Source organism: Williamsia sp. 1138, from assembly GCF_002095435.2.
Lineage (GTDB): Bacteria > Actinomycetota > Actinomycetes > Mycobacteriales > Mycobacteriaceae > Williamsia.
Genome location: NZ_MJEJ02000024.1, coordinates 19,338 through 43,271, shown reverse-complemented (window position 1 = coordinate 43,271; position 23,934 = coordinate 19,338). Strand labels below are relative to the sequence as shown.

21 protein-coding genes are annotated in these 23,934 nt (G+C 66.5%); 9 read left to right on the top strand and 12 right to left on the bottom strand.

The features are described 5' to 3' along the window. Positions 1-24 precede the first annotated feature (24 nt). Entirely contained in the window at positions 25-1,701 is a 1,677-nt protein-coding gene (locus tag BH683_RS03105; RefSeq protein WP_084834835.1) for a TM0106 family RecB-like putative nuclease, read from the bottom strand. 139 nt (positions 1,702-1,840) lie between these two features. On the opposite strand from BH683_RS03105, the gene BH683_RS03100 reads away from it, so the two are divergent. The 6 genes from BH683_RS03100 (at position 1,841) to BH683_RS28815 (ending at position 5,905) form a co-directional block, all read left to right on the top strand. Then, complete coding sequence (locus BH683_RS03100; protein ID WP_084834808.1) at positions 1,841-2,533, top strand: DUF6474 family protein; 693 nt, start codon at positions 1,841-1,843, stop codon at positions 2,531-2,533. 32 nt (positions 2,534-2,565) lie between these two features. Further along, positions 2,566-3,012, top strand: coding sequence for a hypothetical protein (locus tag BH683_RS03095; protein ID WP_094647208.1), 447 nt, complete (start codon positions 2,566-2,568; stop codon positions 3,010-3,012). A 73-nt stretch (positions 3,013-3,085) separates the two neighbouring features. Further along, positions 3,086-3,784 (top strand): YcnI family protein, encoded by a 699-nt coding sequence (locus BH683_RS03090; protein WP_084834806.1) that lies wholly within the window; start codon positions 3,086-3,088, stop codon positions 3,782-3,784. Continuing rightward, positions 3,781-4,293, top strand: a complete 513-nt coding sequence (locus BH683_RS03085) for a copper resistance CopC family protein (protein WP_084834805.1) — start codon at positions 3,781-3,783, stop codon at positions 4,291-4,293. Before BH683_RS03090 ends, BH683_RS03085 begins: the two co-directional genes overlap by 4 nt. A gap of 3 nt (positions 4,294-4,296) precedes the next feature. Then, a complete protein-coding gene (locus BH683_RS03080; protein ID WP_084834804.1) occupies positions 4,297-5,223 on the top strand; it encodes a CopD family protein in 927 nt (308 codons plus the stop codon). A gap of 67 nt (positions 5,224-5,290) precedes the next feature. Then, a complete protein-coding gene (locus BH683_RS28815) occupies positions 5,291-5,905 on the top strand; it encodes a hypothetical protein (RefSeq protein WP_246833166.1) in 615 nt (204 codons plus the stop codon). A 33-nt stretch (positions 5,906-5,938) separates the two neighbouring features. On the opposite strand, the gene BH683_RS03070 is transcribed toward BH683_RS28815, so the two are convergent. From BH683_RS03070 to BH683_RS03060, 3 genes are read right to left on the bottom strand one after another with little or no spacing between them, the layout of a single operon-like run. Next, positions 5,939-7,492, bottom strand: coding sequence for a succinic semialdehyde dehydrogenase (locus tag BH683_RS03070; RefSeq protein ID WP_084834803.1), 1,554 nt, complete (start codon positions 7,490-7,492; stop codon positions 5,939-5,941). Positions 7,493-7,503: 11 nt separating this feature from the next. Further along, a complete protein-coding gene (gene rraA, locus BH683_RS03065; protein WP_084834802.1) occupies positions 7,504-7,989 on the bottom strand; it encodes a ribonuclease E activity regulator RraA in 486 nt (161 codons plus the stop codon). A gap of 54 nt (positions 7,990-8,043) precedes the next feature. Beyond that, positions 8,044-8,289 carry an RNA-binding S4 domain-containing protein gene (locus BH683_RS03060; protein WP_084834801.1) on the bottom strand — a complete coding sequence of 82 codons (246 nt, stop codon included), beginning with the start codon at positions 8,287-8,289 and terminating at the stop codon, positions 8,044-8,046. A gap of 119 nt (positions 8,290-8,408) precedes the next feature. On the opposite strand from BH683_RS03060, the gene lysX reads away from it, so the two are divergent. The 3 genes from lysX to BH683_RS03045 are packed head-to-tail and all read left to right on the top strand — an operon-like array spanning position 8,409 to position 13,382. Then, positions 8,409-11,702, top strand: coding sequence for a bifunctional lysylphosphatidylglycerol synthetase/lysine--tRNA ligase LysX (lysX, locus tag BH683_RS03055; RefSeq protein WP_246833164.1), 3,294 nt, complete (start codon positions 8,409-8,411; stop codon positions 11,700-11,702). A gap of 41 nt (positions 11,703-11,743) precedes the next feature. Continuing rightward, the gene (locus BH683_RS03050) at positions 11,744-12,484 is read left to right on the top strand and encodes a hypothetical protein (protein ID WP_094647206.1); all 741 of its coding nucleotides are present in this window, start codon (positions 11,744-11,746) and stop codon (positions 12,482-12,484) included. A gap of 25 nt (positions 12,485-12,509) precedes the next feature. After that, positions 12,510-13,382 carry an alpha/beta hydrolase gene (locus BH683_RS03045; RefSeq protein WP_246833163.1) on the top strand — a complete coding sequence of 291 codons (873 nt, stop codon included), beginning with the start codon at positions 12,510-12,512 and terminating at the stop codon, positions 13,380-13,382. On the opposite strand, the gene BH683_RS28570 is transcribed toward BH683_RS03045, so the two are convergent. The 8 genes from BH683_RS28570 to BH683_RS03010 all read right to left on the bottom strand — a co-directional run bounded on the left by BH683_RS28570 (position 13,372) and on the right by BH683_RS03010 (position 23,909). Then, entirely contained in the window at positions 13,372-13,539 is a 168-nt protein-coding gene (locus BH683_RS28570) for a hypothetical protein (protein ID WP_168176599.1), read from the bottom strand. The genes BH683_RS03045 and BH683_RS28570 overlap by 11 nt on opposite strands. A 258-nt stretch (positions 13,540-13,797) precedes the next feature. After that, a complete protein-coding gene (locus BH683_RS03040) occupies positions 13,798-14,706 on the bottom strand; it encodes a cutinase family protein (protein WP_084834832.1) in 909 nt (302 codons plus the stop codon). A 111-nt stretch (positions 14,707-14,817) separates the two neighbouring features. After that, positions 14,818-16,284 (bottom strand): glutamate synthase subunit beta, encoded by a 1,467-nt coding sequence (locus BH683_RS03035; protein ID WP_084834799.1) that lies wholly within the window; start codon positions 16,282-16,284, stop codon positions 14,818-14,820. After that, entirely contained in the window at positions 16,277-20,860 is a 4,584-nt protein-coding gene (gene gltB, locus BH683_RS03030) for a glutamate synthase large subunit (protein WP_084834798.1), read from the bottom strand. Before gltB ends, BH683_RS03035 begins: the two co-directional genes overlap by 8 nt. A 337-nt stretch (positions 20,861-21,197) precedes the next feature. Beyond that, on the bottom strand, positions 21,198-21,809 hold the full coding sequence (locus BH683_RS03025; RefSeq protein ID WP_084834797.1) for a response regulator transcription factor: 612 nt from the start codon (positions 21,807-21,809) through the stop codon (positions 21,198-21,200). Beyond that, on the bottom strand, positions 21,806-22,885 hold the full coding sequence (locus BH683_RS03020) for a sensor histidine kinase (protein WP_246833162.1): 1,080 nt from the start codon (positions 22,883-22,885) through the stop codon (positions 21,806-21,808). The genes BH683_RS03025 and BH683_RS03020 overlap by 4 nt, the downstream gene beginning before the upstream one ends. A 22-nt stretch (positions 22,886-22,907) precedes the next feature. After that, on the bottom strand, positions 22,908-23,558 hold the full coding sequence (locus tag BH683_RS03015; RefSeq protein ID WP_084834795.1) for a PaaI family thioesterase: 651 nt from the start codon (positions 23,556-23,558) through the stop codon (positions 22,908-22,910). A 54-nt stretch (positions 23,559-23,612) separates the two neighbouring features. Beyond that, positions 23,613-23,909, bottom strand: coding sequence for an antibiotic biosynthesis monooxygenase (locus tag BH683_RS03010; RefSeq protein ID WP_084834794.1), 297 nt, complete (start codon positions 23,907-23,909; stop codon positions 23,613-23,615). Positions 23,910-23,934: the final 25 nt, after the last annotated feature.

Sequence of the window (23,934 nt, the reverse complement as noted above, 5' to 3'; positions counted from 1 at the left end):
ACGTGGGTTTGCGGCGGGCCCGGTCTACGGCCGCACAGTGGGACCGGGCAGATCGGTGCCCAACGGGACCTGTTCGGCGGCGCCTGCGCTCATCCACTCACGCAAGGCCTTCGTGGCCTGGACGTCGTCTTCGTTGTACTCGAGCAATCGAGCTCGCTGGGTGTGATCGATCTGATCACCGTCCAGGCCCACCGCACGGCGGTACCACTGCATCGACGCCTCGCCCCCGGCCTCGTCGTCGCGCCAGTGAAAACCGGCGTGGGGAGCGACCTTCTTGAGGCCTTTGCCCTGCGGGCTGAGGAAGTTGCGGTTGACGGCCTCGTAGATGTCCACCCACTGGGGTGAATTGATGAACGCGAGCACCTCGTCGCGGGTCGGGACCCCCGGCTCACCGACGAACCGGTCCGCCGAGCCGAGCAACCACCGGTTCTCGGCCTGTTGTGAATAGCAGTAGGCCGCAAACGTCTTGCCTTCCGCAAGACTGCGGTCCCGTTCACCGATCAGCCACGTCCAGAACTCGGCGAACGAGCGGGCCTCGTCGCGGGTCGGCAACGGCGTCCACGTGACGAACGGGCGATAGATCACCGGTCGCGACGGGTCGGTGTTGTCGGTGAGCAGGGTGCCCCACAGATACGCCCCGTCGTCCTGGTAGCTCTCCATGTCGACATCGACCTCCACGTCGGCGCGCACGACGTCGACCTCGGGCATCCGGCGGATCAGCGACACGTCTGCCAGGCGGGCACGCGCCATGAGGATCGCGTCGTCGAGCTTGCCCGGCCACCCTTCGGGTGCAGGCCCTTCGTAGCCGGCCAGCTCGTCGATGGTCCGTACGTCGACGGTCGCGAGCAGCTGGGTCAGATTTCCGTTGACGACGAGGCTGACGTCCCTGGCCGCCTCGAGTTCCGGTCCGCACTTCGTCCACCAGGCGCAGCTGCGGCACTCGCCGATCCGCGACGGCGCCGTCGGCACCTCGCCGTTTGCGATCCCCTGCCGTCTGACCAGCAAGGCGTCGTAGCGGATCAGGGCATCGGTGAGGTCGAGGACCACCATGCAGTCGATGTCGAGGCCGATGACGCCGCCCGCCGGCCCGGCGGGCAGCAACCCGACTCCGGCGACACCGAGCGACTGCAACATCCGGTAGAGCTGGGCCAGCCGCGTGGTGTCCCTGGAATTGCCGCGCACCTTTCGCGTCTCGTCGATCATCGGCTGCCAGGCCCACACCGGACTGGTGATGGCGCCCGAGCCCGGATCGGACGCCTTGTGGTTGACGACGCTCACCGGGACGTACGCCGCGCCCTCGTGGGCCTCGGCACCCCGGGTGTCGTCCACCCGGATCAGCAACTCCGCCCACCCGCGGCGACCACCCTCGACGTCGTCGGGCAGGGTGGCGCCCCAGATCCAGCGCGCACCGGCGGAGATGGCCGCCATCGTCTGCTGCACCCGGTAGGCCCGCCCGCCGGCGGACGCGTCGGCCCACCCCGCGAGTTCGTCGGAGTGCAGCGCGTGGAGCATGTCCCGGACCCGGCTGCGGTGGTCGGCCGCCGCTTCTTTGCGCATGGCCACCCCGGCGTCGTCGGGGACGGCAACCGTGGCGGGAAACCTGGAGTCCAGGGCAAGACGATGTTCGCAACCGCTCAGGTCACGAGGCGTCAGCAGAGTTGTGTGTGTCGGGCCAGATGGCACCGATGATCGTGTTGCCATCGACACCATCCTCCGTCTTGTGCGCTCGGGCCTACAACTCCGGTGAGCACGCTATGTAATGCTTGTACCGCAACTGCACGACAATTCGCACACCGCCGCAGGCGGGGCTTGGTCGAAACAAGCGAGAGGGTCGCACCGCATGGGTCTGTTCAGTTCCGGTCGCACAAGCCGAGCCCAGCGCAAGGCGCAGGCGAAAGCTCTCAAGGCCAAGGCCAAACTGGAGGCCCGGCTCGAGGACAAGTCCGGCCGCAAGGACGCCAAAGCCGAGCGCAAGCAGCAGCGCAAGCTCGCGAAGAAGTCGTTCAAGGCTCAGGCCCAACTGGACAAGAACGCCGCGAAGGTCCTGTCGAAGACCAACGAGACGAACTTGAAGATCGCGCAGGCCAACGCCAAGGCCGTTGCCGACGGCAAGGTGCTCTCCACCGCCCGCGTCAAGCGATACCTGCAGGTCGCGAAAGTGCTGTCCCCGGTTCTCGTCCCCATCGCCTACCGCGCGAGCACGGCTGCCCGCGAACAGATCAGCCGCGTCCAGGCCGACCGCGCCGGGGTTCCCATCGCGGAACTGAACCGGTACAGCGGACACGGCGCGGCCCTGTCCGCGCGAATCTCGGGCGCGAGCGAGTCGCTGCACACCCTCACCGCCAAGCATTCGGACGCCGAGACGAAAACGTTCACCACGATCATGGAGCAGCGGTTGTCGGATCTGTCGACCGCGGTCGCGGCGGCCGAGCACATGCCCGCGGCGCGTCGGCGCAGTGCGCACGCAGCCATCAGCCGTGAACTGGCCGCCATCGACGCCGACCTCCTGGCCCGGCTGGGAGTCCGTCCCTGATCCCTCTGGCCGTCACTCTCACCGCACCGGCGTTGGCGGTCGCCGCCCACGGTGCGGCGTCCGGCCATCTGCCCGGTTCGGCCGGGCTCGTGTTGCTCGTGGTGATCGGCATCGCCGCGGGTGCCCTCTCCCGCCGGCTCGGTTCGATCGTGGCATTCGGCGCCTTGCTCACCGGCGCCCAGTTGGCGGGTCATACCGTCCTGTCCCTGACCGCGGACCCGATGGCCCACGGGCATTCGTCGACGGCGGCCATGGCTGCGACGCACCTCGTCGCCATCCCCGTCTGTGCAGCATTGATCGCGGGGTCGAGCAGGCTGCACTCCGTGATCACCTCGGTCATCCGGACCCTGCACTTCTCGGTCGCCGGCCCGATCCCCGACCTCACCCGATTCGTGGCGGCGACAGCTCCGCAACGGCGACCCCTCGTCGGTGTCTTCGCACCCGGCGGAGTCGGACTCCGCGGTCCGCCGGCGGCCTGACCGCCTCATCCTCCCCACACCACCCGCCTCTCGTGCGCGGTGGAATCATTGCGATATCAAGTCAGGAACAATCATGTCTTCATTTTCACGACGCGCCCGCGTCCTCGGCGCGTCACTCGCTGCCGCCACCGTGGTCGGTGGTCTGAGCCTGCTCGGCGCCGGCGTCGCAGCGGCACATGTCACCGCGGTCGGCGACGACCTCACCCAGGGCGGCTACGGCGTCATCACCTTCCGGGTCCCCAACGAGTCGGACACCGCGAGCACCACGAAGGTGGCGGTGACCTTGCCGAATCTCAAATCCGCACGCACCGAACCGATGCCGGGCTGGACCGCCGAGATCGCCAAGGATCCGGCCACCGAGGAGGCCACCTCCGTGACGTGGACGGCCGCACCCGGTAACCCGGGCATCAACCCGGGAGAGTTCGTTCAGTTCCGGCTCTCCGGCGGACCGCTGCCCGAGCAGGAAACAATGACATTGCCTGCCGTGCAGACCTATTCCGATGGTGAAGTGGTGGCGTGGGACCAGCCGACGGTCGAAGGCCAACCGGAGCCGGACAAGCCTGCCCCGACCGTGACACTGGGCGCGAAGACCGCCGACGGACACGGACACGGTGCCGACACCGCAACCCATGAGGAGGACACCCAGACCGCGTCCGAGTCGTCGGAGTCGGGCACGGACAACACCGCGCGCTGGCTCGCCGGTACCGGAATCGTATTGGGCGCCTTGGGCATCGGCGTGGCGGTCGGCGCGCTGGCCCGCAAGCGCTCGTGAGGCGGTTGGCGCTGACCATCGGCGCGATCGCACTGGCATTGCTGACGACGTTCGCGTTCGCTCCGACGGCGTCGGCCCACTCGGCGCTGGTCGGCTCCGACCCCGCCGACGGGGCGTCTGTCAGCGTGGGACCTCCGACGGTGACGCTCACGTTCAACGAACCGCTGCAAGAGAGCTTCCCGGCGTTGACCGTGGTGGGGCCGGATCGAAACTATTGGCAGGACGGCCAACCCACGGTCACGGGCCGCACCGTCAGCACTCAGTTGCGCGAGCTCGGGCCTGCGGGCGAGTACCTGATCAACTATCGGGTGACCTCGGCGGACGGACATCCGGTGGAGGGTCAGCTCACGTTCACCCTCACGACTGCCGGGCAAGGCACTCCCGGCGCCTCCGTCGACGACGACGAATCCTCGTCGTCGGGCATCCCGGTGTGGCCGTTCATCGTCGTCGCCGTGATCTTGTTCGGAGGCGGCCTGGCTGTTGCTCTCCGTCTGCAGCGCAGGAAGTAGGTCGTGCGGGCTGCGGGCACGACGCATCGTGGATGGTTGATCGGTGCCGTGCCCGCGGCCTGGCTCGGAGTCGCATTGTGCTGGGTGATCGCCCGCCCGGGCGGCCCCGAGATGGATGCCGCGGCCGGCGCGGTGGCCATCTGCGCTGCCATCACCGTGCTGGGACTGACCAGCCTGCGGGTGCTCGGCGGAGAACCCACCGAACCGCGGGCGCTGCAGTTGATCGCCATCGTGGCCGGCGTCTGGTTCGTGGCCGCGCTGGTCGCCGCCTGGCTCGGGGTCGCCGAGCGGACCGGGCGCTCGCCCGGAGCGGTCGGATTGTCGGACTTCGTGCGGGTGAGCGGGGCGACACCGGCCCTGATCGGCACCGGATGCGCCCTGCTGGTGGCAATGTTCGCGGTGGTCTGGATGTTCCGGCCGGCGATGGCGGTTCCCGAGGCCGCCGCTGCGGTGACCGCCCTCGGACTGCTGATCGGACCCGTCACCGGTCATCTCGGTCAGCAGACCGGCGGTCCGGTGCTCGTCGCCGTCCACGTTCTTGCGGCCGGGTGGTGGTGCGGCGCGTTGGCGGCGCTGGCCCTGACCGTGCGCGGCCGGAAGGGCTGGGCGACGAGCTTGCCGCTGTTCTCCGGATACGCCCAGTGGTGCGTCCTCGTCCTGTTCGTCACCGGCGTCGTGGCGGCGTTTCTCGAACTCGACTCGCTCGGTGAGCTGACGGGCACCGGCTACGGCCGCGTCCTGTTGGCCAAATCCGCAGGCCTCGCGATCCTGATCGTCGTTGCCTTCCGTCAGCGCACCACCTGGTTGCCCGCGGCGCGCGCGCACCGCATCGGCGAAGAGGTGTCCCTGCAGCGCGCGCTCGTCGAAGTGACGCTGATGGCTGTGGTGATCGGCCTTGCCGCCGGCCTGGGAACCACCGCACCCAACTGAGCCGACACGGTCGGTACCGGGCATGATTGACAGGGACGCAGCCGAGAGCGAAGGAGCGCAATCTTCCATGGCCGACCTGGATCCGAATTCCTCCGCCGACCAGCCTTCTTCTGACAGGCCCGGGACCCCACCGGCGAAAAAGGCACCCGCAAAAAAGGCGGCCGCCAAGAAGACTGCGCCGGTGAAGAAGGCCACTGCCGCGAAGAAGGCGCCGGCCAAAGAGACCCCCGCAAAGAAGGCACCGGCAAAGAAGGCACCCGCGAAAAAGGCTGCTGCCAAGAAAGTTCCGGCGAAGAAGGCCCCACCCAAGAAGGCGTCCGGACCCACCACCGACTCGGTGCCTGCCGCCCGGTCTGCCGCCGCGAAATCCGCGCCACGGAAGCCGCCGGCGAAGAAGGGCCCCGCCAAACCGGGTAACACCGCACCGCCCAAGTCGACGCCCGCCCAGACAGTGGCGCCCGCGCCCCCGCCGCCGGCCACCTCTTCGACACCCGGGTCCGTCACCCCCACCCCCACAGGCGCCGAGGAGCACGCTGCACGGTTCACCGCCCTCAAGCGCACCGCACCCACGCCGGTACCCGAGCCGTCGCGGCAGATACCGATTCTCAGCGTCGGACTGGTGCTGATCTGTGCTGTGGTGATCTATCTGGTGCGCCGGCGGAGCCACCGGGGTAGGCGCTGACCCTCGGGGTAGGCCCGGACCCTGGAGTAGCCGCTACCGCCCGGGCAGGAACTTCAGCGATTTGATGAAGGTCGGCACGATGCGCAGGAACAACCCGCGCGGCACACCCTTGATGCCGCCGAGACCGATGACCCGCTGTTCGGCGACGGTCTGCGGCTCGGTGTACTTCAGCAACCCCTCGGCGCCGTGGCGGCGCCCGACCCCGGAAATGCCCATCCCGCCCATCGGAGCGGCAGTGGAACCCCACGCGGCGGCGTATCCCTCGTTCAGGTTCACCGTGCCCGCCCGCAGTTCCGCAGCGATCTTGCGTCCCTCGTCCGACGACCCCGCGAAGACGCTGGCGTTCAATCCGTATTCGGTGTCGTTGGCCCGTTTCACCGCTTCGGCCACGGTGTCCACCGGATAGATCGCTACGAGCGGCCCGAAGGTCTCGGCCGCGAAGCACTCCATGCCCTCGGCGACCCCGGTGAGGACGGTCGGCTCGAAGAAGAACGGGCCGAGGTCATCCCGGCGGTTACCGCCCGCCAGCACCACCGCGCCTTTGTCTTTGGCATCCGCGACGTGGGCGGCGACGGTGTCGACCTGGGCCGCCGACGCGAGAGATCCCATTTCTGTGGTGAAGTCGTACGCGCTGCCGAGTTTCATCGAGGCAACCCGTTTGGCGAACTTTGCCGAGAACTCCTCGGCGACGGGGTTCTCCACGTAGATGCGTTCGATGGAGATGCACAGCTGCCCGGAGTTGGAGTAGCAGGCGCGCACCGCCCCCTCGACCGCGTTGTCGATGTCGGCGGTCTTGGTGATGATCATCGGGTTCTTGCCCCCGAGTTCGGCGGAGAAACCGATCAGCCTGCGACCGCACTGCTCGGCGAGCTGCGCTCCCGTCGCCGACGAGCCGGTGAACATCAGGTAGTCCGCTTTGGCAACGATCGCTTGTCCCACCACTGAGCCCGGACCCGGGACCACTGCGAAGAGTTCCCTGGGCAGACCGGCTTTGTAGAGCAGCTCCACCATCGCCAGCGCGCAATACGGTGTCTGGCTGTCCGGCTTGAGGACCACGGCGTTGCCGGCCATCAAGGCGGCCAGGCCATCCGACACCGCGAGGGTCATCGGGTAGTTCCACGGCGAGATCACGCCGACGACACCCTTGGGCTGGTAACGCACCCGGGCATCGGTCGCGAGCGGCAACATGCCTTTGACCTTGCCCGCCGCCAGCAGCTTCGGTCCGGTCTTGGCGTAGTGCCGCGCGGTCATCGCGACGTCGAGCACCTCTTCTTGGGCATAGCTTCGTGCCTTGCCCGTCTCGGCCTGCGCCATGTCGGCCAGCGCGTCGAGGTTCTTCATCACCAGGGCGGCGAACTCGATGAGCACCGCTGACCGCTCACGGGGCCACACCTGGGCCCACGTGCGCTGTGCGGCACGTGCGATCTCGAAGGCGGCATCGACGTCGTCGGCGGTTCCCACCGGAACCGTCGTCATCTCGGTGCCGCTGAACGCCTCGAGCACCGGTCGCGTCGGCCGGGATCCGAGGTCGTCGATTGCGATCAGTTCGCGCAACCGGTCAAATGTCGCTGCATCTGGTTTCGCCATTGTTTCTTCCCCTATTCAGACGCGACGAGGACGATGCCGTCGTCGTCGCTGTACGCCAGGTCGCCGGGAGTGAAGGTGATGCCGCCGAGCTCGACCGGCACATCGCGCTCCCCTGCGCCGGACTTGGTGGACTTGCGAGGATTGGTACCCAGCGCTTTCACGCCGATGTCGAGGGTCCCGATGATCTTGGCGTCGCGGATCGCGCCGTTGACGATGATCCCGGCCCAGCCGTTGGAGCGGCCCAGCTCCGCGATCACGTCGCCGACGAGGGCGGTGTGCAGCGATCCCGAGCCGTCGATCACCAGCACCCCACCGTTGCCCGGTTCGCCGAGAATCTCCTTGAGCAGGGCATTGTCCTGCAGACAGCGCACGGTCGTGACCCGGCCCGCGAACTCACGCCTGCCCCCGTATTGGGTGAATTGAAGATCGCAGCTGCGTACGTCCGGGCCGATCTCATCCACCAGATCGGCCGTCGCGACAAAGGTCGTCTCAGTCATGGACAACAGCCTAACGACTCGTACTTACCCGCCGGTAACAAGGCTTCGTGTCGGTCACCAGGTGATGTCCGGCTCCGGCTCGTCTCCGGACCCGACGACCGCCTCGGTGCCACCGATCTCCACCACGTCCCCGACCACCAGTTGCCGGCCCCGCCGGGTCTCGGTGTCGCCGTTGACGCTCACCAGTCCGTCGGCGATCACTTCTTTGGCTTCCGACCCGGATTCGATCAAATTTGCGAGTTTCAAGAACTGGCCCAGACGGATGGTGTTGTCGCGGATCGGAATTGTTTCTCGGCTCACCGTTCAATCATCGCATCGCCACGCTAACGTTACGTCGGACCAGCCGTGGAAAGGCAACACCTGTGAGCGTGGATTTACCTGAAAGCCAGGAACTGGCAAGGCCAACCGAGCATCACATGGTGCGGAGAACTGCCCCGTCGGGATTTTTCAAGAACGCACCCCGGCACACGAGCTGGGTGGTCGGCGTCCTCGCCGCCATTTCCCTCATCAGCAGTCTCTCGGTGCAATTCCGCCGGCTCACCGAAGTGCCTCGCACGTACGTCGACAATTACATTGTCGTCGCCCCCGACACCAGTTTCGCGTGGGCATTCGTGCTGGCGCTGTTGGCGTTTGCGCTCGCCTCGCGTAAGCGGATCGCCTGGTGGCTCACCGTCGTCTACATCCTGCTGTTCGGCACGGCCAACGTCATCTATCTCTTCGAGCCCTTCGCCTCCGAGAACGGTGTCGACACGGTGGTCCGGGTCAACATCTTCATCGGCCTCGCGATCCAGTTGCTCGCCCTTGGCTACCTCATCGCCAGCTACCGGCAGTTCTATACGAAGGTCCGCCGAGGCGCGATCTGGCGTGCGCTCGGAGTTCTCGTCGCCGGCCTGGTCGCGGCATCCCTGATCGGCTGGGGCCTGGTCGAGATCTGGCCGCGCGACCTGAAGCAGTCCGAGCGGTTGCCCTACGCGATCAACCACGTCGTGACCTTCGGCTCGATCGACGTCTCCACCGACTTCGACAACCACCACACCTACGCCGCGCTGGAGACCTTCCTCGGCCTGCTCGGCGCCCTGGCGCTCATCGCGGCCGCGCTGATCCTGTTCCGGTCGCAGCGCTCCAGCAACTCGATGACGCCTGCGGACGAACGCCTCATCCGCTTGCTGATCGAGGGGTACAGCGGCGACGATTCGCTGGCCTTCTTCTCCACCCGGCACGACAAGGCGGTCGTCTTCGCGCCGAACGGCATGGCGGCGATCACCTATCGCGTCGAGGTCGGCACCGCCATGGCCGGCGGAGACCCCGTCGGCGACAAGAAGTACTGGCCCGACGCGGTTGCCGAGTTCATCAAGGTCTGTGATCAATACGGATGGCATCCGGGTGCGATCGGCGTCAGCATCCACGGGGCCGAGGTCTGGGAAGCGGCCGGATTCACCACGCTGAACATCGGCGACGAGGCGATCGTCCACACCCGCGGATACAACCTCAACGGTCCGGACATGAAAGCCGTGCGGCAGTCGGTCGCCCGTACCAAGCGCGCCGGGATCACCGTGCGCATCGCCCGTCACGAAGACCTGAGCGAAGAGCAGATGGCCGCGATGATCGGCCGTGCCGACGCCTGGCGTGACACCGACGAAGAGCGCGGCTTCTCCATGGCGCTCGGTCGCCTCGGCGATCCGCAGGACGGCCGGTCGATCCTCGTCGAAGCGGTGCAGAACGCCGGTACCGACGACGAGAAGGTCGTCGGCATGCTCTCCTTCGTGCCGTGGGGCACCACCGGGGCCTCGCTCGACGTGATGCGCCGCGACCACAACTCGATCAACGGGCTCACCGAGACCATGGTGACGGAGTTCGCCGAGAACGCCGAGGCGTTCGGGATCCTGTACATCTCGATGAACTTCGCCGCCTTCCGCGCCGTGTTCGAAGAGGGCGGCCAGATCGGCGCTGGCCCGATCATGCGCACGATGTACGGCGCGCTGACCTTCGCGTCCAAGTACGTGCAGATGGAGTCGCTGTACAAATCGAACGCCAAGTATCAGCCCGAGTGGGTGCCGCGCTTCCTCTGCTTCGAGGATGCCCGGACGGTGCCTCGTGTCGGCCTGGCGGCAGTCGTCAACGAGGGGTTCGTCAAACTCCCCAAGTTCGGCAAGGGCCGGGACTTCACGGGTCAGGCGTCGTCGATCCCCGAGGGCGTCGACGTCGATGCCGTGGCCGCCGAGATCGCGGGTATGGAGAAGGCCGAACACCGTGGTCCGCGGCGCCCCGAACAGGTACGCGTCCGGCTGGCGAAACTCGAACAGCTCACCGCCGCAGGCGTCGACCCCTATCCGCCCGCCTACCCGCCCACCCACACCATCGCCGAGGCCGTGGCCGCCCCTGAGGGCACGACCGGCCGGATCGCCGGCCGTGTCATCCGCATGCGCGACTTCGGCAAGGTCGTCTTCTGCGACGTCCGCGACTGGAGTGGCGACATGCAGGTACTCGTCGACGCGAGCGCACTGAGGCCGGAGACCCTGGACCTCGCGAGCACCGTCGACCTCGGCGATCTCATCGAGGTCAGCGGTGTCGTCGGCCGCAGCCGCAAAGGTGAGCTGTCGCTGCTGGCCAAGGACTGGCGGATGCTCGGCAAGTGTCTACATCCGTTGCCCGACAAGTGGAGTGGCCTCACCGATCCCGAGGCCCGCGTCCGCCAGCGGTACGTGGACCTGACCATCAACCCCAAGGCGCGCGAGCTGATGCGCGTGCACAGCGCGATCGTGAAGTCGATGCGGGACTACCTGGGCGGCCGCGACTACATGGAGGTCGAGACCCCGATCCTCCAGCAGATCCACGGCGGGGCCAACGCCGCGCCGTTCCGCACCCACATCAACGCCTACGACCTCGACCTCTATCTCCGCATCGCGCCGGAGCTCTACCTTAAGCGACTGTGCGTCGGCGGCCTGGAGCGCGTCTTCGAGATGGGTCGCAACTTCCGCAACGAGGGCGTGGACTTCAAGCACAACCCGGAGTTCACCAGCCTGGAAGCCTATGAGGCGCACAGCGATTACGACCGGATGCTGCATCTGACCCGAGAGATGATCCAGAACGCCGCCGTCGCGGCACACGGCGAGCAGGTGGTCTACATCGAGGGCAAGGACGGGGTGATCGAGAAGGTCGACATCTCCGGCGAATGGCCGGTGAAGACGCTGCACGGCGCGGTGTCGGAGGCGATCGACGAAGACGTCACCCCGTACACCGACGTCGATACGCTCAAAGCGCTCTGCGACAAGCATGAGATCCCCTACCGCAACGACTGGGACGCCGGCCAGGTGGCGCTCGAGATGTACGAACATCTCGTCGAGGACCAGACGACGTTCCCGACGTTCTACAAGGACTTCCCGACGTCGGTGTCGCCGTTGACCCGGCAGCACCGGACCATACCCGGAGTCACCGAGCGCTGGGACCTGGTGGCGTGGGGAGTCGAGCTGGGTACCGCATACACCGAGTTGACCGACCCGGTGGAGCAGCGCAAGCGCCTCACCGAGCAGTCACTGCTGGCGGCAGGCGGCGATCCCGAGGCGATGGAGCTCGACGAGGACTTCCTGCAGGCCCTCGAGCACGGGATGTTCCCGACCGGCGGTCTGGGTATCGGTGTCGACCGGATCGTCATGCTCCTCACCGGGCAGTCGATCCGGGAAACCCTCGCGTTCCCGCTCGCCAAGCCGAAGTGACCCCGCTGCTTCCCCCGCCGACAGGTCCGGCGGGTTAGTCGGTGGACTGGTACATCAAACACGTCGTCGACACGGGGCGGTCCGCCGCGCTGGTGGCCTTGATCGGGTTCGTCGTCACCTACGGGATCACCCGCGCGATCACCCGGAAGATCAAGGCCCGCAGCGCAGCACCGCCGACCGAGGACGCCGATGCGGGTGGCGCCGTCAACGACATCTACATCGGTGGCGTGCACATCCACCACCAGGTGTGGGGCATCTTGCTCATCCTGGTGGCCGGTCTGCTCGAGTTCCGCTTCCAGCCCGACTCACCATGGCGCGAGGTCCTCGCCGCCATGTTCGGGATCGGCGCGGCGCTGGCCCTCGACGAGTTCGCCTTGTGGCTCCACCTCGAAGACGTCTATTGGTCCGAGGAGGGCCGTAAGTCGATCGACGCCGTCATGATCGCGGCCGTGGTGGGTCTGGCCCTGCTGGTGGGAACCTCACCGATCGGCGTCGACGAGCCCGGATCGAACGCACTCGGCATCCTGGCGGCCGCCGGCAGCGTCGTCATCCACATCACCTATTCCGTCATCACCCTGCTCAAGGGCAAGCTGGCCACCGGATTGATCGGGCTGCCGGTGCCGCTGCTCGGATTCGTCGGAGCGTGTCGCTTGGCCCATCCGACCTCGTTCTGGGCCAAGCGCTTCTACTCGCCGAAGAAGATCGCACGTGCGGAGAAGCGCTACGAGAAGTACGTGAACCGCCGCGAACGGATGCGCGACCTCGTCGGTGGGCGCGAGTAGAGCCACCCGGCCTAAACTGGCGCAGGTGCAGCCACCCGGGACCTTTCACACGATTGCGGGGCTCCGAACCCATGTCGTGGTCGACGGGGAGGGGCCGCCGCTGCTGTTTCTCGCGGCATTGGGCGGCAACTGGTTCGATTTCGATCAGGTCACCGAGATCCTGTCCGATCGCTGGACGGTCATCCGGTACGACCGGCCGGGATACGGCCTGTCCGATTCGTTGCCGGCCGGCCAGATCCCGTCGATCGCCGATGAGGTCGACCGAATCGATGCGGTCCTCGATGCCCTCGGGATCACCGAACCCGTCCTGCTGGCCGGACATTCGCTGGCCTCGCTCTACGCCGAGGCCTACGCGAGGAGTAGGCCGGACCGGGTCGCGGGCGTGATCATGCTCGACGGCTCGTACGTGATGCTGCCGTTGCAGCTTGTTCCGCCGAGTTGGAGCAACGGCCTCGCCCACCTTGCGGCACGTTTCATCAAGGCTTTGCGACTGCCACGCTCTGCCGGGGTCCGCGGGCATGCCATCGCCACCAGACCCGGTCCGCCGGGTGGATTCACGAAGACGCAGCGGCTCTGGATCGCCGAAGTCTACGGTGGATCCCGCTATCCCCGGGCGCTGCTGGTCGAACAGGCAGCCTTTGGTGTGCTGAACTCACAGCTGATCGGGCTGCGACGCACTCATCCGCTGTCGACTCCCGCACTGGTGGTGTCGGCGCTGCCCGCTCGACGAACACCGGTGCATGTGTTCTGGAACTGGAAGCAGCAGCGGTTCGCGCGCTTGTTGGGGGCCGAGTACCGGCCGTTGAGCCCTGCGCGCCACTTCTTCGTGGTGCAGCAGCCGACTCTCGCCGCCGAGTTGATCGACGACTTCGGTGCCTACCTCGCGGTCAGAGGTTGAAGCTGCGGAGTTCGGCCGTGGTGACGAGTCGTTCGCCGTTCTCGGGCAACCGCCGAGCGAGACGCCGGTGCGCGATATAACCATCGGACCCGAAGATATGTGGGGTCATTCCGAGCAGTTGGGTTCGGCGGCGGGTGCGGGGGTTCGCCAGCTTCACGACGGATCACATCCTGTTTAATGCAGTGGATACTCTTGTCGATACTGTATGTCGTCGGCCAGTCCATCGCCAGTCAAGACATCAGCATCTCTCGCCCTGTGTGTCGTGACGACCAAAAGCGTTGTTACTCTTCGCAGGTCATCGCGATATTGGTCTCCAAACGCTGTGACGTGAGCCACGTTACGCCGGGCTTGGCATCTTCCCGGGGAGCACACGCGGGGAAACCCCATCTGCCCCAGGAATCACACAGGGCGAGCGTCAGGCGAGGCCTGCGAGATAGTTCTGTGCCCACTGCAACGCGGTGACGCCCGGCTCCACCTGGAAGTTGGCGTAATCCCCATGCGAACCGGATTGCAGGAAGCGGTTGAACGCAACGATCTGTGCGCGAGCCTTCTCGTTGCTCAATTCGTCGACAAGCGCGCCGGGCCCACCCCTGGTCACCAATTCGCTGACGATCGCCCAGGCCTCGGCCTGGTACTGACCGAGCTGATCGGGATTGGGGTCACTGGTCTCCGCCAAGTACCCGGCGATCCGCGAGACGTAATAGTCGCGCGGGATGTTGCAGTACTGGTCACCGGGCTCGCAGATCGTGAACGTGCGGTCGCTGACCCAGCCGAACCCGCCCTGACGAGGTCCGCCGTTGCCTTCACCGGAGAGCTTCGGACCGATGAGCGCGTCCCGTTTGGTGCGGCGCGGATCCGAGATCAACACGGCGCCCGCGAACTGGCTCGGTTTGATGACACCGCGGCGGGTACCGACTTCGGCGGCGAAGTCGCCGGCTGCGTCGGCGCCCTGGCTGTAGCCGATCACGGCGATCTTGGTGGCGGGGCACCGTTTGGTCATGGTGATGGCCAAGCCCTCGGCGTTGGCGACGGCCTGGGCCTTCGACTTGCCGTAGATGCTGCCGCCGGTCTCCCACGGGAACGCGGTGGCGTTGTAACCGACCAGTTGGACCCTGGTCTCCGATCCGAGCCCCGAGGTCGGGTACGACAACATGCCGGGCACCTGCCCGTCGGCCGAGTTCTCCCAGGTTCCCGGGATGGCCAGAACGTAGAGCTCAGGGCAGTCCGCCGGGTCGGCAACCGCCGTCGGTGCGGAGAGAACGCTGACGGTACCCGCCGTCAAGATTCCTGCCGCCAGAGCACTGACCCACCGCCGCACGCGCATGTACTTTCCCTCGTTCATAGATCGCGCCGGGCAGTTCCCCACCCGTCATCTGACTCGTAAGCTCCCCGAACCCGGACTCATCATTGCAGTTCGGACTCGGTTTCGCGAGTCCTACCGCTGCGGCGCCTGCGTCGGGACGATAGGTGCGGGCAGCAAGGTCTCACCGGCGAGAAAGCGGTCCGCAGCGGCGGCGGCCGCCCTTCCCTCAGCAATCGCCCAGACGATCAGCGACTGCCCACGGCCGGCGTCCCCGGCCACGAAGACGCCGGGCACGGTCGTCTCGAAATTGTCGTTGCGCTTGACGTTTCCACGCTCGTTGTAGTCGACGCCGAGCTTGTCGAGGAAGTCGGCACGCTCGGGTCCGATGAAGCCCATGGCGAGCAGGACGAGGTCGGCCTCGAGTTCGAAGTCGCTGCCCTCCATCTTCTCCGGCCGGCCGTTGTTCATCTTGACCTCGTGCGCGCGCAACCCGGTGACCTTGCCGTCGTTGCCGACAAATTCCTCAGTGTTCACGGAGAACACCCGCTCGCCGCCCTCTTCGTGGGCCGAGGAGACCCGGAACATCAGCGGGTACGTCGGCCACGGGGTCGACTCGGCGCGCTCGTCCGGCGGCCTGGGCATGATCTCGAACTGGTGCACGATCTCGGCGCCCTGCCGCAGCGAGGTGCCGAGGCAGTCGGCGCCGGTGTCGCCGCCGCCGATGATGATCACCCGCTTGCCCTTGGCGTTGATCGGCGGCTGGCCATCGGCGTCGAGGATGTCGTCGCCCTGCTGTACGCGGTTGGCCCACGGCAAGAACTCCATCGCCTGGTGGATGCCGTCGAGATCACGCCCGGGGATGGGCAGGTCGCGACCCTGGGTCGACCCGTTGGCGAGGATCACCGAATCGAAGTCGGCCCGCAACCGCTCGACCGTGAGATCGACACCGACATTGACGCCGGGGCGGAACTGCGTGCCTTCGGCCTCCATCTGCTCGAGCCGGCGATCGATGTGCCGCTTCTCCATCTTGAACTCGGGAATCCCGTAACGCAGCAGTCCACCGATGCGGTCGGCCCGCTCGAAGACCGTCACGTCGTGGCCGGCCCGGGTGAGCTGTTGCGCCGCAGCCAGACCCGCGGGCCCGGAACCGATGACGGCTACCGACTTGCCGGTCTTGACCGACGGCAGCACCGGCTTGACCCAGCCCTCGTCGAAGGCGTTGTCGATGAGTTCGACCTCGACCTGCTTGATGGTGACCGCCGGCTGATTGATACCGAGCACGCACGACGCCTCGCAGGGCGCCGGGCACAAGCGGCCGGTGAACTCCGGGAAGTTGTTGGTCGCGTGCAGGCGTTCGATGCCGTCGGCCCAGCGGTCCTTGTACACCAGGTCATTCCACTCGGGAATGAGGTTGCCGAGCGGGCAACCGTTGTGGCAGAACGGGATTCCGCAGTCCATGCAGCGACTGGCCTGGGTCTTGAGGGTGTCGTGGTCGAAATCCTCGTACACCTCTTTCCAGTCCATCAACCGCAGGGGCACCGGCCGCCGCTGGGGCAATTCCCGCTCGGTGTGCTTGATAAAGCCTCTTTGATCAGCCACGTGCGGCCTCCATCACTGCCTCGTCGACATCGCGCCCGTCGTTCTCGGCCGAGGCGATAGCCTGCAACACCCGCTTGTAGTCCTGGGGCATCACTTTGACGAACTTCTGGGAGTTGCTGTCCCAGTCGCTCAGAATGTTCTCTGCGACCGGCGATCCGGTCTCGTTGCGGTGCTTGCCGACGATGGCTTCGAGGAACTCGAGATCCTCTGCTTCCAGCTCTTCGGGTTGCACCAGTTCCGTGTTCAGGTTGTCCTTCAGGACGTTCGCCGGGTCGTACACGTAGGCGATGCCACCGGACATACCGGCGGCGAAGTTACGGCCCGTCGGTCCGAGAACCACCACACGTCCACCGGTCATGTACTCGCACCCGTGGTCGCCAACCCCTTCGACAACCGCGGTCGCCCCGGAGTTACGCACGCAGAAGCGTTCGCCCACGACACCGCGAAGGAGGATCTCACCGCCGGTGGCACCGAATCCGATGACGTTGCCGGCGATGATGTTCTCTTCTGCCACAAAGTCTGCGGGCGCGTTGTCGGCCGGGCTGACCACGATCCGCCCGCCCGAGAGTCCCTTGCCGACGAAGTCGTTGGCATCGCCCTTGAGACGCAGCGTCACACCCTTCGGAACGAACGCCCCGAAGCTGTTGCCCGCAGAACCCTTGAAGTCGATGATCACCGTGCCGTCCGGCAAGCCGTTGGCACCGTAGTTCTTGGTGATCTCGTGGCCGAGCATCGTGCCGACCGTGCGGTTGACGTTGGCGATGTCGGACGAGAAGCTGACCCGCTCACCCTTGTCGATGGCGGCGCGCGCCTGGGCGATCAGCTGCTGGTCGAGCGCCTTGTCCAGGGCGTGGTCCTGACTGCCGGAGCAGTACAGATCCTGGTTCATGAACGGCGAATCCGCCTGCGTCAGAATGGCCGACAGGTCGAGCTTGCCCGCTTTCGCCGACTTCCAGTGATTCAGCGCCTTGGCGGTGTCGAGCATCTGCACCTGTCCGACGGCCTCTTGCAGCGTCCGGAACCCGAGTCGCGCCAGCAACTCCCGGACCTCTTCGGCGATGAAGAGGAAGAAGTTCTCGACGAACTCGGGCTTGCCGGTGAACCGCTCACGCAGCACCGGGTTCTGCGTCGCGACGCCCACCGGGCAGGTGTCGAGGTGGCAGACCCGCATCATGATGCAACCCGAGACCACCAGCGGTGCGGTGGCGAAACCGAACTCCTCACCGCCGAGCAGTGCGGCGACGACGACGTCGCGGCCGGTCTTGAGCTGGCCGTCGACCTGCACGACGATCCGGTCACGCAGGCCGTTGAGCAGCAGGGTCTGCTGGGTCTCGGCCAAACCGAGTTCCCAGGGTCCGCCGGCATGCTTCTCGCTCGTGAGCGGCGTCGCACCGGTTCCGCCGTCGTGACCGGAGATCAGCACGACGTCGGCGTGAGCCTTCGAGACGCCGGCAGCAACCGTTCCGACACCGACCTCGGAGACAAGTTTCACGTGAATCCGAGCTGCCGGGTTCGCGTTCTTCAGGTCGTGGATCAGCTGTGCGAGATCCTCGATCGAGTAGATGTCGTGGTGCGGCGGCGGCGAGATCAGTCCGACACCGGGTGTCGAACCACGGACCTCGGCAACCCACGGGTACACCTTGTGCGGCGGGAGCTGTCCGCCTTCACCGGGTTTCGCACCCTGGGCCATCTTGATCTGGATATCGGTGCAGTTCGTCAGGTAGTGCGAGTTGACGCCGAAGCGGCCCGAGGCGACCTGCTTGATGGCACTGCGCCGCCAGTCGCCGTTCTCGTCGTGTTCGAACCGGCGCACGTCCTCGCCGCCCTCACCGGAGTTCGAGCGACCGCCGAGACGGTTCATCGCGATCGCGAGGGTCTCGTGAGCCTCCGCCGAGATGGAGCCGAAGCTCATCGCGCCGGTGGAGAACCGCTTGACGATGTCGCGCGCAGACTCGACCTTGTCGATGGGGATCGGATCGCGGTCGTCGAAGTTGAAGTCGAACAGCCCGCGCAGCGACGCCATGCGCTTGGACTGGTCGTCGACGAGCTTCGTGTACTCCTTGAACACCGAGTACTGACCGGTGCGGGTGGAGTGCTGCAACTTGAAGACGGTGTCCGGGTTGAACAGGTGGTATTCACCCTCGCGACGCCACTGGTATTCACCGCCGACCTCGAGCTCGCGATGCGCCCGCTCTTCGGGTCGACCGGTGAAGGCCATGGCGTGGCGGACGGCCACGTCGGCGGCGATCTCATCGAGACCGATGCCACCGAGATGCGACCGCAGCCCGGTGAAGAACTCGTCGACGGTGTCCTGGTTGATGCCGATGACCTGGAACAGCTGCGCGCCGGTGTAGGACGCCAGCGTGGAGATGCCCATCTTCGACATCACCTTGAGCACGCCCTTGCCCGCGGCCTTGATGTAGTTCTTCTGCGCGGTCTTGTAGTCGAGTCCGCCCAGGGCGTCACGCAGCGCCATGTCCTCGATGGTCTCGAGAGCCATGTAGGGGTTGATCGCGGCGGCGCCGAAACCGACGAGCGCGGCCATGTGGTGCACCTCGCGGGCGTCACCGGCCTCGACGAGGAGCCCGACCTGGGTGCGGGTCTTCTCGCGGACGAGGTGATGGTGAACGGCCGAGGTCAGCAGCAGCGACGGGATCGGCGCGAGGGTCTCGTCGGACTCGCGGTCCGACAGGACCACCAGCCGGGCGCCGGCGGCGATGGCTTCGGAGACCTGCGTGCGGACGTCGTCGAGGGCCTTGCGCAATCCGGCGCCACCGTCGGCGACCGGGTACAGGCCACGGATCTGCACGCTGCGGTAGTCGGCGAAACGCTCGTCCTCGCCCAGACGTACGAGCTTGGCCAGGTTGTCGTTGTCGAGGATCGGCTGCGGCAGCACGATCTGCTTGCACGACTCCGGACCCGGGTTCAGCAGGTCGGCCTCGCGGCCGATCGTGACGCCGATGCTGGTGACGACCTCTTCGCGAATGGCGTCGAGCGGCGGGTTGGTGACCTGGGCAAACATCTGCTGGAAGTAGTCGAACAGCATCCGGGGTCGCTGTGAGAGCACCGCGATGGGGGTGTCGGTGCCCATCGAGCCGATCGCCTCTGCGCCGGTCCGGGCCATCGGCTCGACCAGCAGGCTGATCTCCTCGGTGGTGTAGCCGAAGACCTGCTGACGCAGTTTCACCCGATCATGCGCCATGTGGCTGTGTGGCTCACCGGGCAGGTCGTCGAGGTGCTTCATGCCCTCGTCGAGCCACTCCTGATACGGGTGCTCGGCGGCGAGCTCGTCCTTGATCTCGTTGTCGTCGACGATGCGACCGGCGGCGGTGTCCACGAGGAACATCCGGCCGGGCTGCAAGCGCAACTTCTGCACCACGTCACCGTGATCGATGTCGAGGACACCGACCTCCGACGCCATCACGACCAATCCGTCCTTGGTGACCCAGATGCGGCTCGGGCGCAGTCCGTTTCGGTCGAGGACGGCGCCGATCAGGGTGCCGTCGGTGAAGCAGACCGACGCGGGACCGTCCCAGGCCTCCATGAGCGTCGAGTGGTACTCGTAGAAAGCCCGGTGCTCCGGCTTCATCGACTCGTGCCGCTCCCAGGCCTCCGGGATCATCATGAGCACGGCGTGCGGCAGCGAGCGTCCACCGAGGTGCAGCAACTCCAGCACCTCGTCGAAGCGTGCGGTGTCAGAAGCACCTTGGGTGACGACGGGGAAGATCTTCTCGCCGGTGCCCTCGCCGAACACGCTGGTGTCGATGAGCGCCTCACGCGCCCGCATCCAGTTCTCGTTGCCGGTCGCGGTGTTGATCTCACCGTTGTGGGCGACGCGACGGAACGGGTGGGCCAGCGGCCAGCTCGGGAAGGTGTTGGTGGAGAAGCGCGAGTGGACCAGGCCCAGCGCGCTCTCGACACGGTCGTCCTGCAGGTCCACGTAGAAGCCCCGCAGCTGCGGGGTGGTCAACATGCCCTTGTAGACGAAGGTACGTCCGGAAAGACTTGGGAAGTAGACCGTTTCGCGGCCCGGGCCATCCTGCCCGGCGCCCTTGTTGCCGAGTTCGGTCTCGACGCGCTTGCGCACGACGTACGAGCGACGCTCGAGGTCGTCACCGGCGGCACCGGCGATGAAGATCTGGCGGAACGTGGGCATCGCGTCGCGCGCCAGAGCGCCCAGCGAACTCTCGTCGATGGGGACATCGCGCCAGCCCAGGACGGTGAGGCCCTCGGACGTCACGATCTTCTCGACGCCGTCGCACGCGGTCTTGGCGTCGCCGGAACCCTGCGGAAGGAACGCGACACCGGTGGCGTACGAACCCTCGGCGGGCAGATCGAAGTCGACCACGGCGCGGAAGAACGCGTCCGGGACCTGGATCATGATGCCGGCGCCGTCGCCGGTGTTCGGCTCGGCTCCGGCAGCACCTCGATGTTCGAGGTTCACCAGTGCCGAGATCGCCTTGTCGACGATGTCGCGACTGCGTCGACCATGCATGTCGACGACAAAGGCAACACCGCACGAGTCGTGCTCGTTCTGCGGATCGTAGAGCCCTATAGGGCCGGGAGCGTGCTTCATACTTATTCGCCCTTAACATCGCGCCCACGCGGGGCGCACCGTTTCAGCAGAGGATACGGCAAGTGAGCTGGGACTTACCCCGTTAGGCAAGCCTTAAATCACGTCCACCAGCGCTGACACTCCACAGGTGGGCTGCACCTCTTACTCCAGGCCAGCGCCGTTGCTGACCGCAGATGATCGGAAGATCATTGCACGAAGGATCACCCCGGCAATGAGCATCGACTCATTTTCTCACGCCACCCTCGCCGTATTGAAATCGGCGACCTCGACACCGCTCCCACGCGAGCCGACAGAACTCGACTTACGGGTGCCGATCGGGTCCCGTGAGACCCGGCCGTCAGAGCCAGCCCCGCTGCTGGGCGATGCGGGCGGCTTGGGCCCGGGTCTCCGCGCCGGTCTTGCCGATGGCGCTGGACAAGTAGTTGCGTACGGTTCCCGCCGAGAGGTGGACCTGCCCCGCGATCTCGCTCACCGGCGCTCCGGCCAGCGCGATGGTGAGCACGTCGCGTTCGCGTTGGGTAAGCGGATTGCTTCCGGCAGTGAGACTTTCGGTCGCCAGCGTGGGATCGATCACCCGCAGACCGGCGTGGACACGGCGCACTGCGTCGGCGAGTTCTGCGGCGGGGGTGTCCTTGACGACGAAGCCCGATGCGCCTGCCTCCACGGCTCGGCGCAGATATCCAGGCCTGCCGAACGTGGTGACGATCAGGGTCCTGACCTCCGGGAGTTCGGCGTGCACGAGTGCCGCCACCTCGATGCCGTCGGCACCGGGCATCTCGATGTCGAGCAGGCAGACGTCGACCGCGGCCGCTCGGGCCGCCTCGAGCACGTCGTCGCCTCGTCCGACCTGGGCAACCACGGCCAGGTCGGGCTCCAGATTCAGCAGCGCCGCCAGCGCTCCGCGAACGAGCGCCTGATCGTCGGCCAGCAGTAGCCGTATCTCGCTCATGACACCTCGACCTCGATCGTCGTGCCGGTTCCGTCGTCACCGGCGATACGCAGGGTGCCACCGGAACCCTCAACGCGTTCGCGCAACCCTCGCAGGCCGTTCCCGTCGGCCGGCCCCTGCAGACCGACGCCGTTGTCGGCGACCTCGATCCGATTCTCCCCCAGCGTGACGCGCGCCTGCGTCGCGCCCGAATGGCGGACGACGTTGGTGACGGCCTCGCGCAGGGTCCAGGCGAACAAGATCCGGTGGGCCGGATCCACCACCTCGACGTCTGAGGGCAGTGATGGCTCGATCCGAGCCGCGACGAGCGCGGTGCGGGCCGAGAGCAGTTCGGTGGCCAGATCCGGGGAACGCAACCCTCCCACCGTCGCCCGGATCTCGGCCAGCGCCTCGCGTGAGATCCGGTGCAGATCAGCCAATTCGGCCTTCGCCGCAGTGGGGTCGACATCGACGAGCCTTCCGGCGAGCTCCGATTTCACCGTCATCACCGTGAGGGAGTGGCCGAGGATGTCGTGGACGTCACGCGCAACTCGTTCTCGCTCCGCGACCACGGCCAGTTGTTCGTCCAGTCTCCGCGACGCGGCGGCCGATTGCTCCCGCAACTCCTCGCGGGCGCGCAGGACGCGGACGGCGAGCAGCGTCGGGCCCACCACCAGGAGCATCACCACGATGCTCGTGTCGAGGGACCAGCCATCGACGATCTCCGGCGTGAGTATCGCGGCCCCGAGAAGGACCACGCAGGTTGCGACCGCGATCGGCAGAGGGAACGCGAAGGCCGAGACCGCCATCAAGTACGGCGCGAGGGCGAAGATGTTCTCGCCGAGCGTCACCATCGCGGCCCCGGCGAGAGCGATCAGCAGCAGGAAGACGGCGATCGAGTTCCGGGTGCGAACGGTTTCGGGGAGTCCACGCCGAAACAGGACATAGACGCAGGCGAGGACATAGACGAGCGCAAAACATCCGAGCACGGTCAACGTAAAGATGCGCTCGGCGGTGCTGAGGGTGTCCGAGGACACGACCGACGCAACCGGATAGATCAGGAACAGCAGCCAGACTGCAGCAAAGCCCCACCGCACGTCCCGCCACGGGTCGAGCCGATTACTGCTCCGAGCCCCAGAGGTTCCCTTTGCCGCGGGCCCACTTCGGGACGATGAAGACCCCGCGAGCCTCCACGGTGACTCCTTCGGCATCAGAGATGCTCCCGACCACGAATGTCTTGTACTGCTCGTCGCGGTCGATCCGCGCCTCGACCCGCAGTGGTCCGAGCGGGGTGGCGCGCAGGAACTTGATCTCGATCGTCCCGGTGAGATTGGTCCGGCGTCCGAAGCTGCCCGTCTCTCCGAGGATGTGGTCGAGGAGCAGCGCAGCCACCCCTCCATGAACCAGTCCGGGAGGGCCCTCGTAGGCGGCACCCAGGTCGACTTCTGCCCACGAGCTGCCCTTCCCGTCGTGATTGATCACCATCGGCGGGGCCGCGGCGTTGCGTAGCCCTACCGCCGCATTGCCCCACGCCATGCTCTTGCCCGTCGGGGTCACCCGCACCCCGTACGGCCCGTCGAGCTGCTTCGTCCTCAGTCGGGCGGTGGCGGCCTCGATCTCGCCTTGCACGGCGCGGAGCGTGTCCTCGTCGACCTCCGTGCGGATGGTCGCGTCCACCAGATCCCGGACGGCGTCGGTGAACGAGCCGTACAGGCCACGAAGCCGTTCGAGTTCGGCGTCGTCGACATCCTCTTGCGCGAAATGCAACATGCAAGGACTAGAACATGTTTCTGTTTTGGTTGTCCAGGCTCAGACTTTCAGAGCTCAGATGCTGTCGTCCGTGTGGTACGAGGTGAGGCTGGGTGCGCCGGCGAGCAGCGGCCCCAGTTCGGTGATCGCACCTTCACCCGCCCGGAACTCGCGGTACTTCGCGTCCTGCTCCACCGACGCCCACCGCTCGAGGATCACCCAGCGAGTCGGATCAGACGCGTCGACGAGGACCTCGACCGATTCGCATCCGTCGAACGCCCGTGTCTCGTTCAGAGCCCGCTTGAACACTGCCGTCGCTTCTTCGAGGGCTTCGGGCTTGAACTTCACTTCGAGGAGGGCAGTGAGGGACATGTGAAATCTCCGGTCTGTGGTCGCG

Coding starts and splice junctions, on each gene's coding strand:
- BH683_RS03105 (WP_084834835.1), bottom strand. CDS start 1,701: ATGGCAACACGATCATCGGTGCCATCTGGCCCGACACACACAACTCTG.
- BH683_RS03100 (WP_084834808.1), top strand. CDS start 1,841: ATGGGTCTGTTCAGTTCCGGTCGCACAAGCCGAGCCCAGCGCAAGGCG.
- BH683_RS03090 (WP_084834806.1), top strand. CDS start 3,086: ATGTCTTCATTTTCACGACGCGCCCGCGTCCTCGGCGCGTCACTCGCT.
- BH683_RS28815 (WP_246833166.1), top strand. CDS start 5,291: ATGGCCGACCTGGATCCGAATTCCTCCGCCGACCAGCCTTCTTCTGAC.
- BH683_RS03070 (WP_084834803.1), bottom strand. CDS start 7,492: ATGGCGAAACCAGATGCAGCGACATTTGACCGGTTGCGCGAACTGATC.
- rraA (WP_084834802.1), bottom strand. CDS start 7,989: ATGACTGAGACGACCTTTGTCGCGACGGCCGATCTGGTGGATGAGATC.
- BH683_RS03040 (WP_084834832.1), bottom strand. CDS start 14,706: ATGCGCGTGCGGCGGTGGGTCAGTGCTCTGGCGGCAGGAATCTTGACG.
- gltB (WP_084834798.1), bottom strand. CDS start 20,860: ATGAAGCACGCTCCCGGCCCTATAGGGCTCTACGATCCGCAGAACGAG.
- BH683_RS03025 (WP_084834797.1), bottom strand. CDS start 21,809: ATGAGCGAGATACGGCTACTGCTGGCCGACGATCAGGCGCTCGTTCGC.
- BH683_RS03015 (WP_084834795.1), bottom strand. CDS start 23,558: ATGTTGCATTTCGCGCAAGAGGATGTCGACGACGCCGAACTCGAACGG.
- BH683_RS03010 (WP_084834794.1), bottom strand. CDS start 23,909: ATGTCCCTCACTGCCCTCCTCGAAGTGAAGTTCAAGCCCGAAGCCCTC.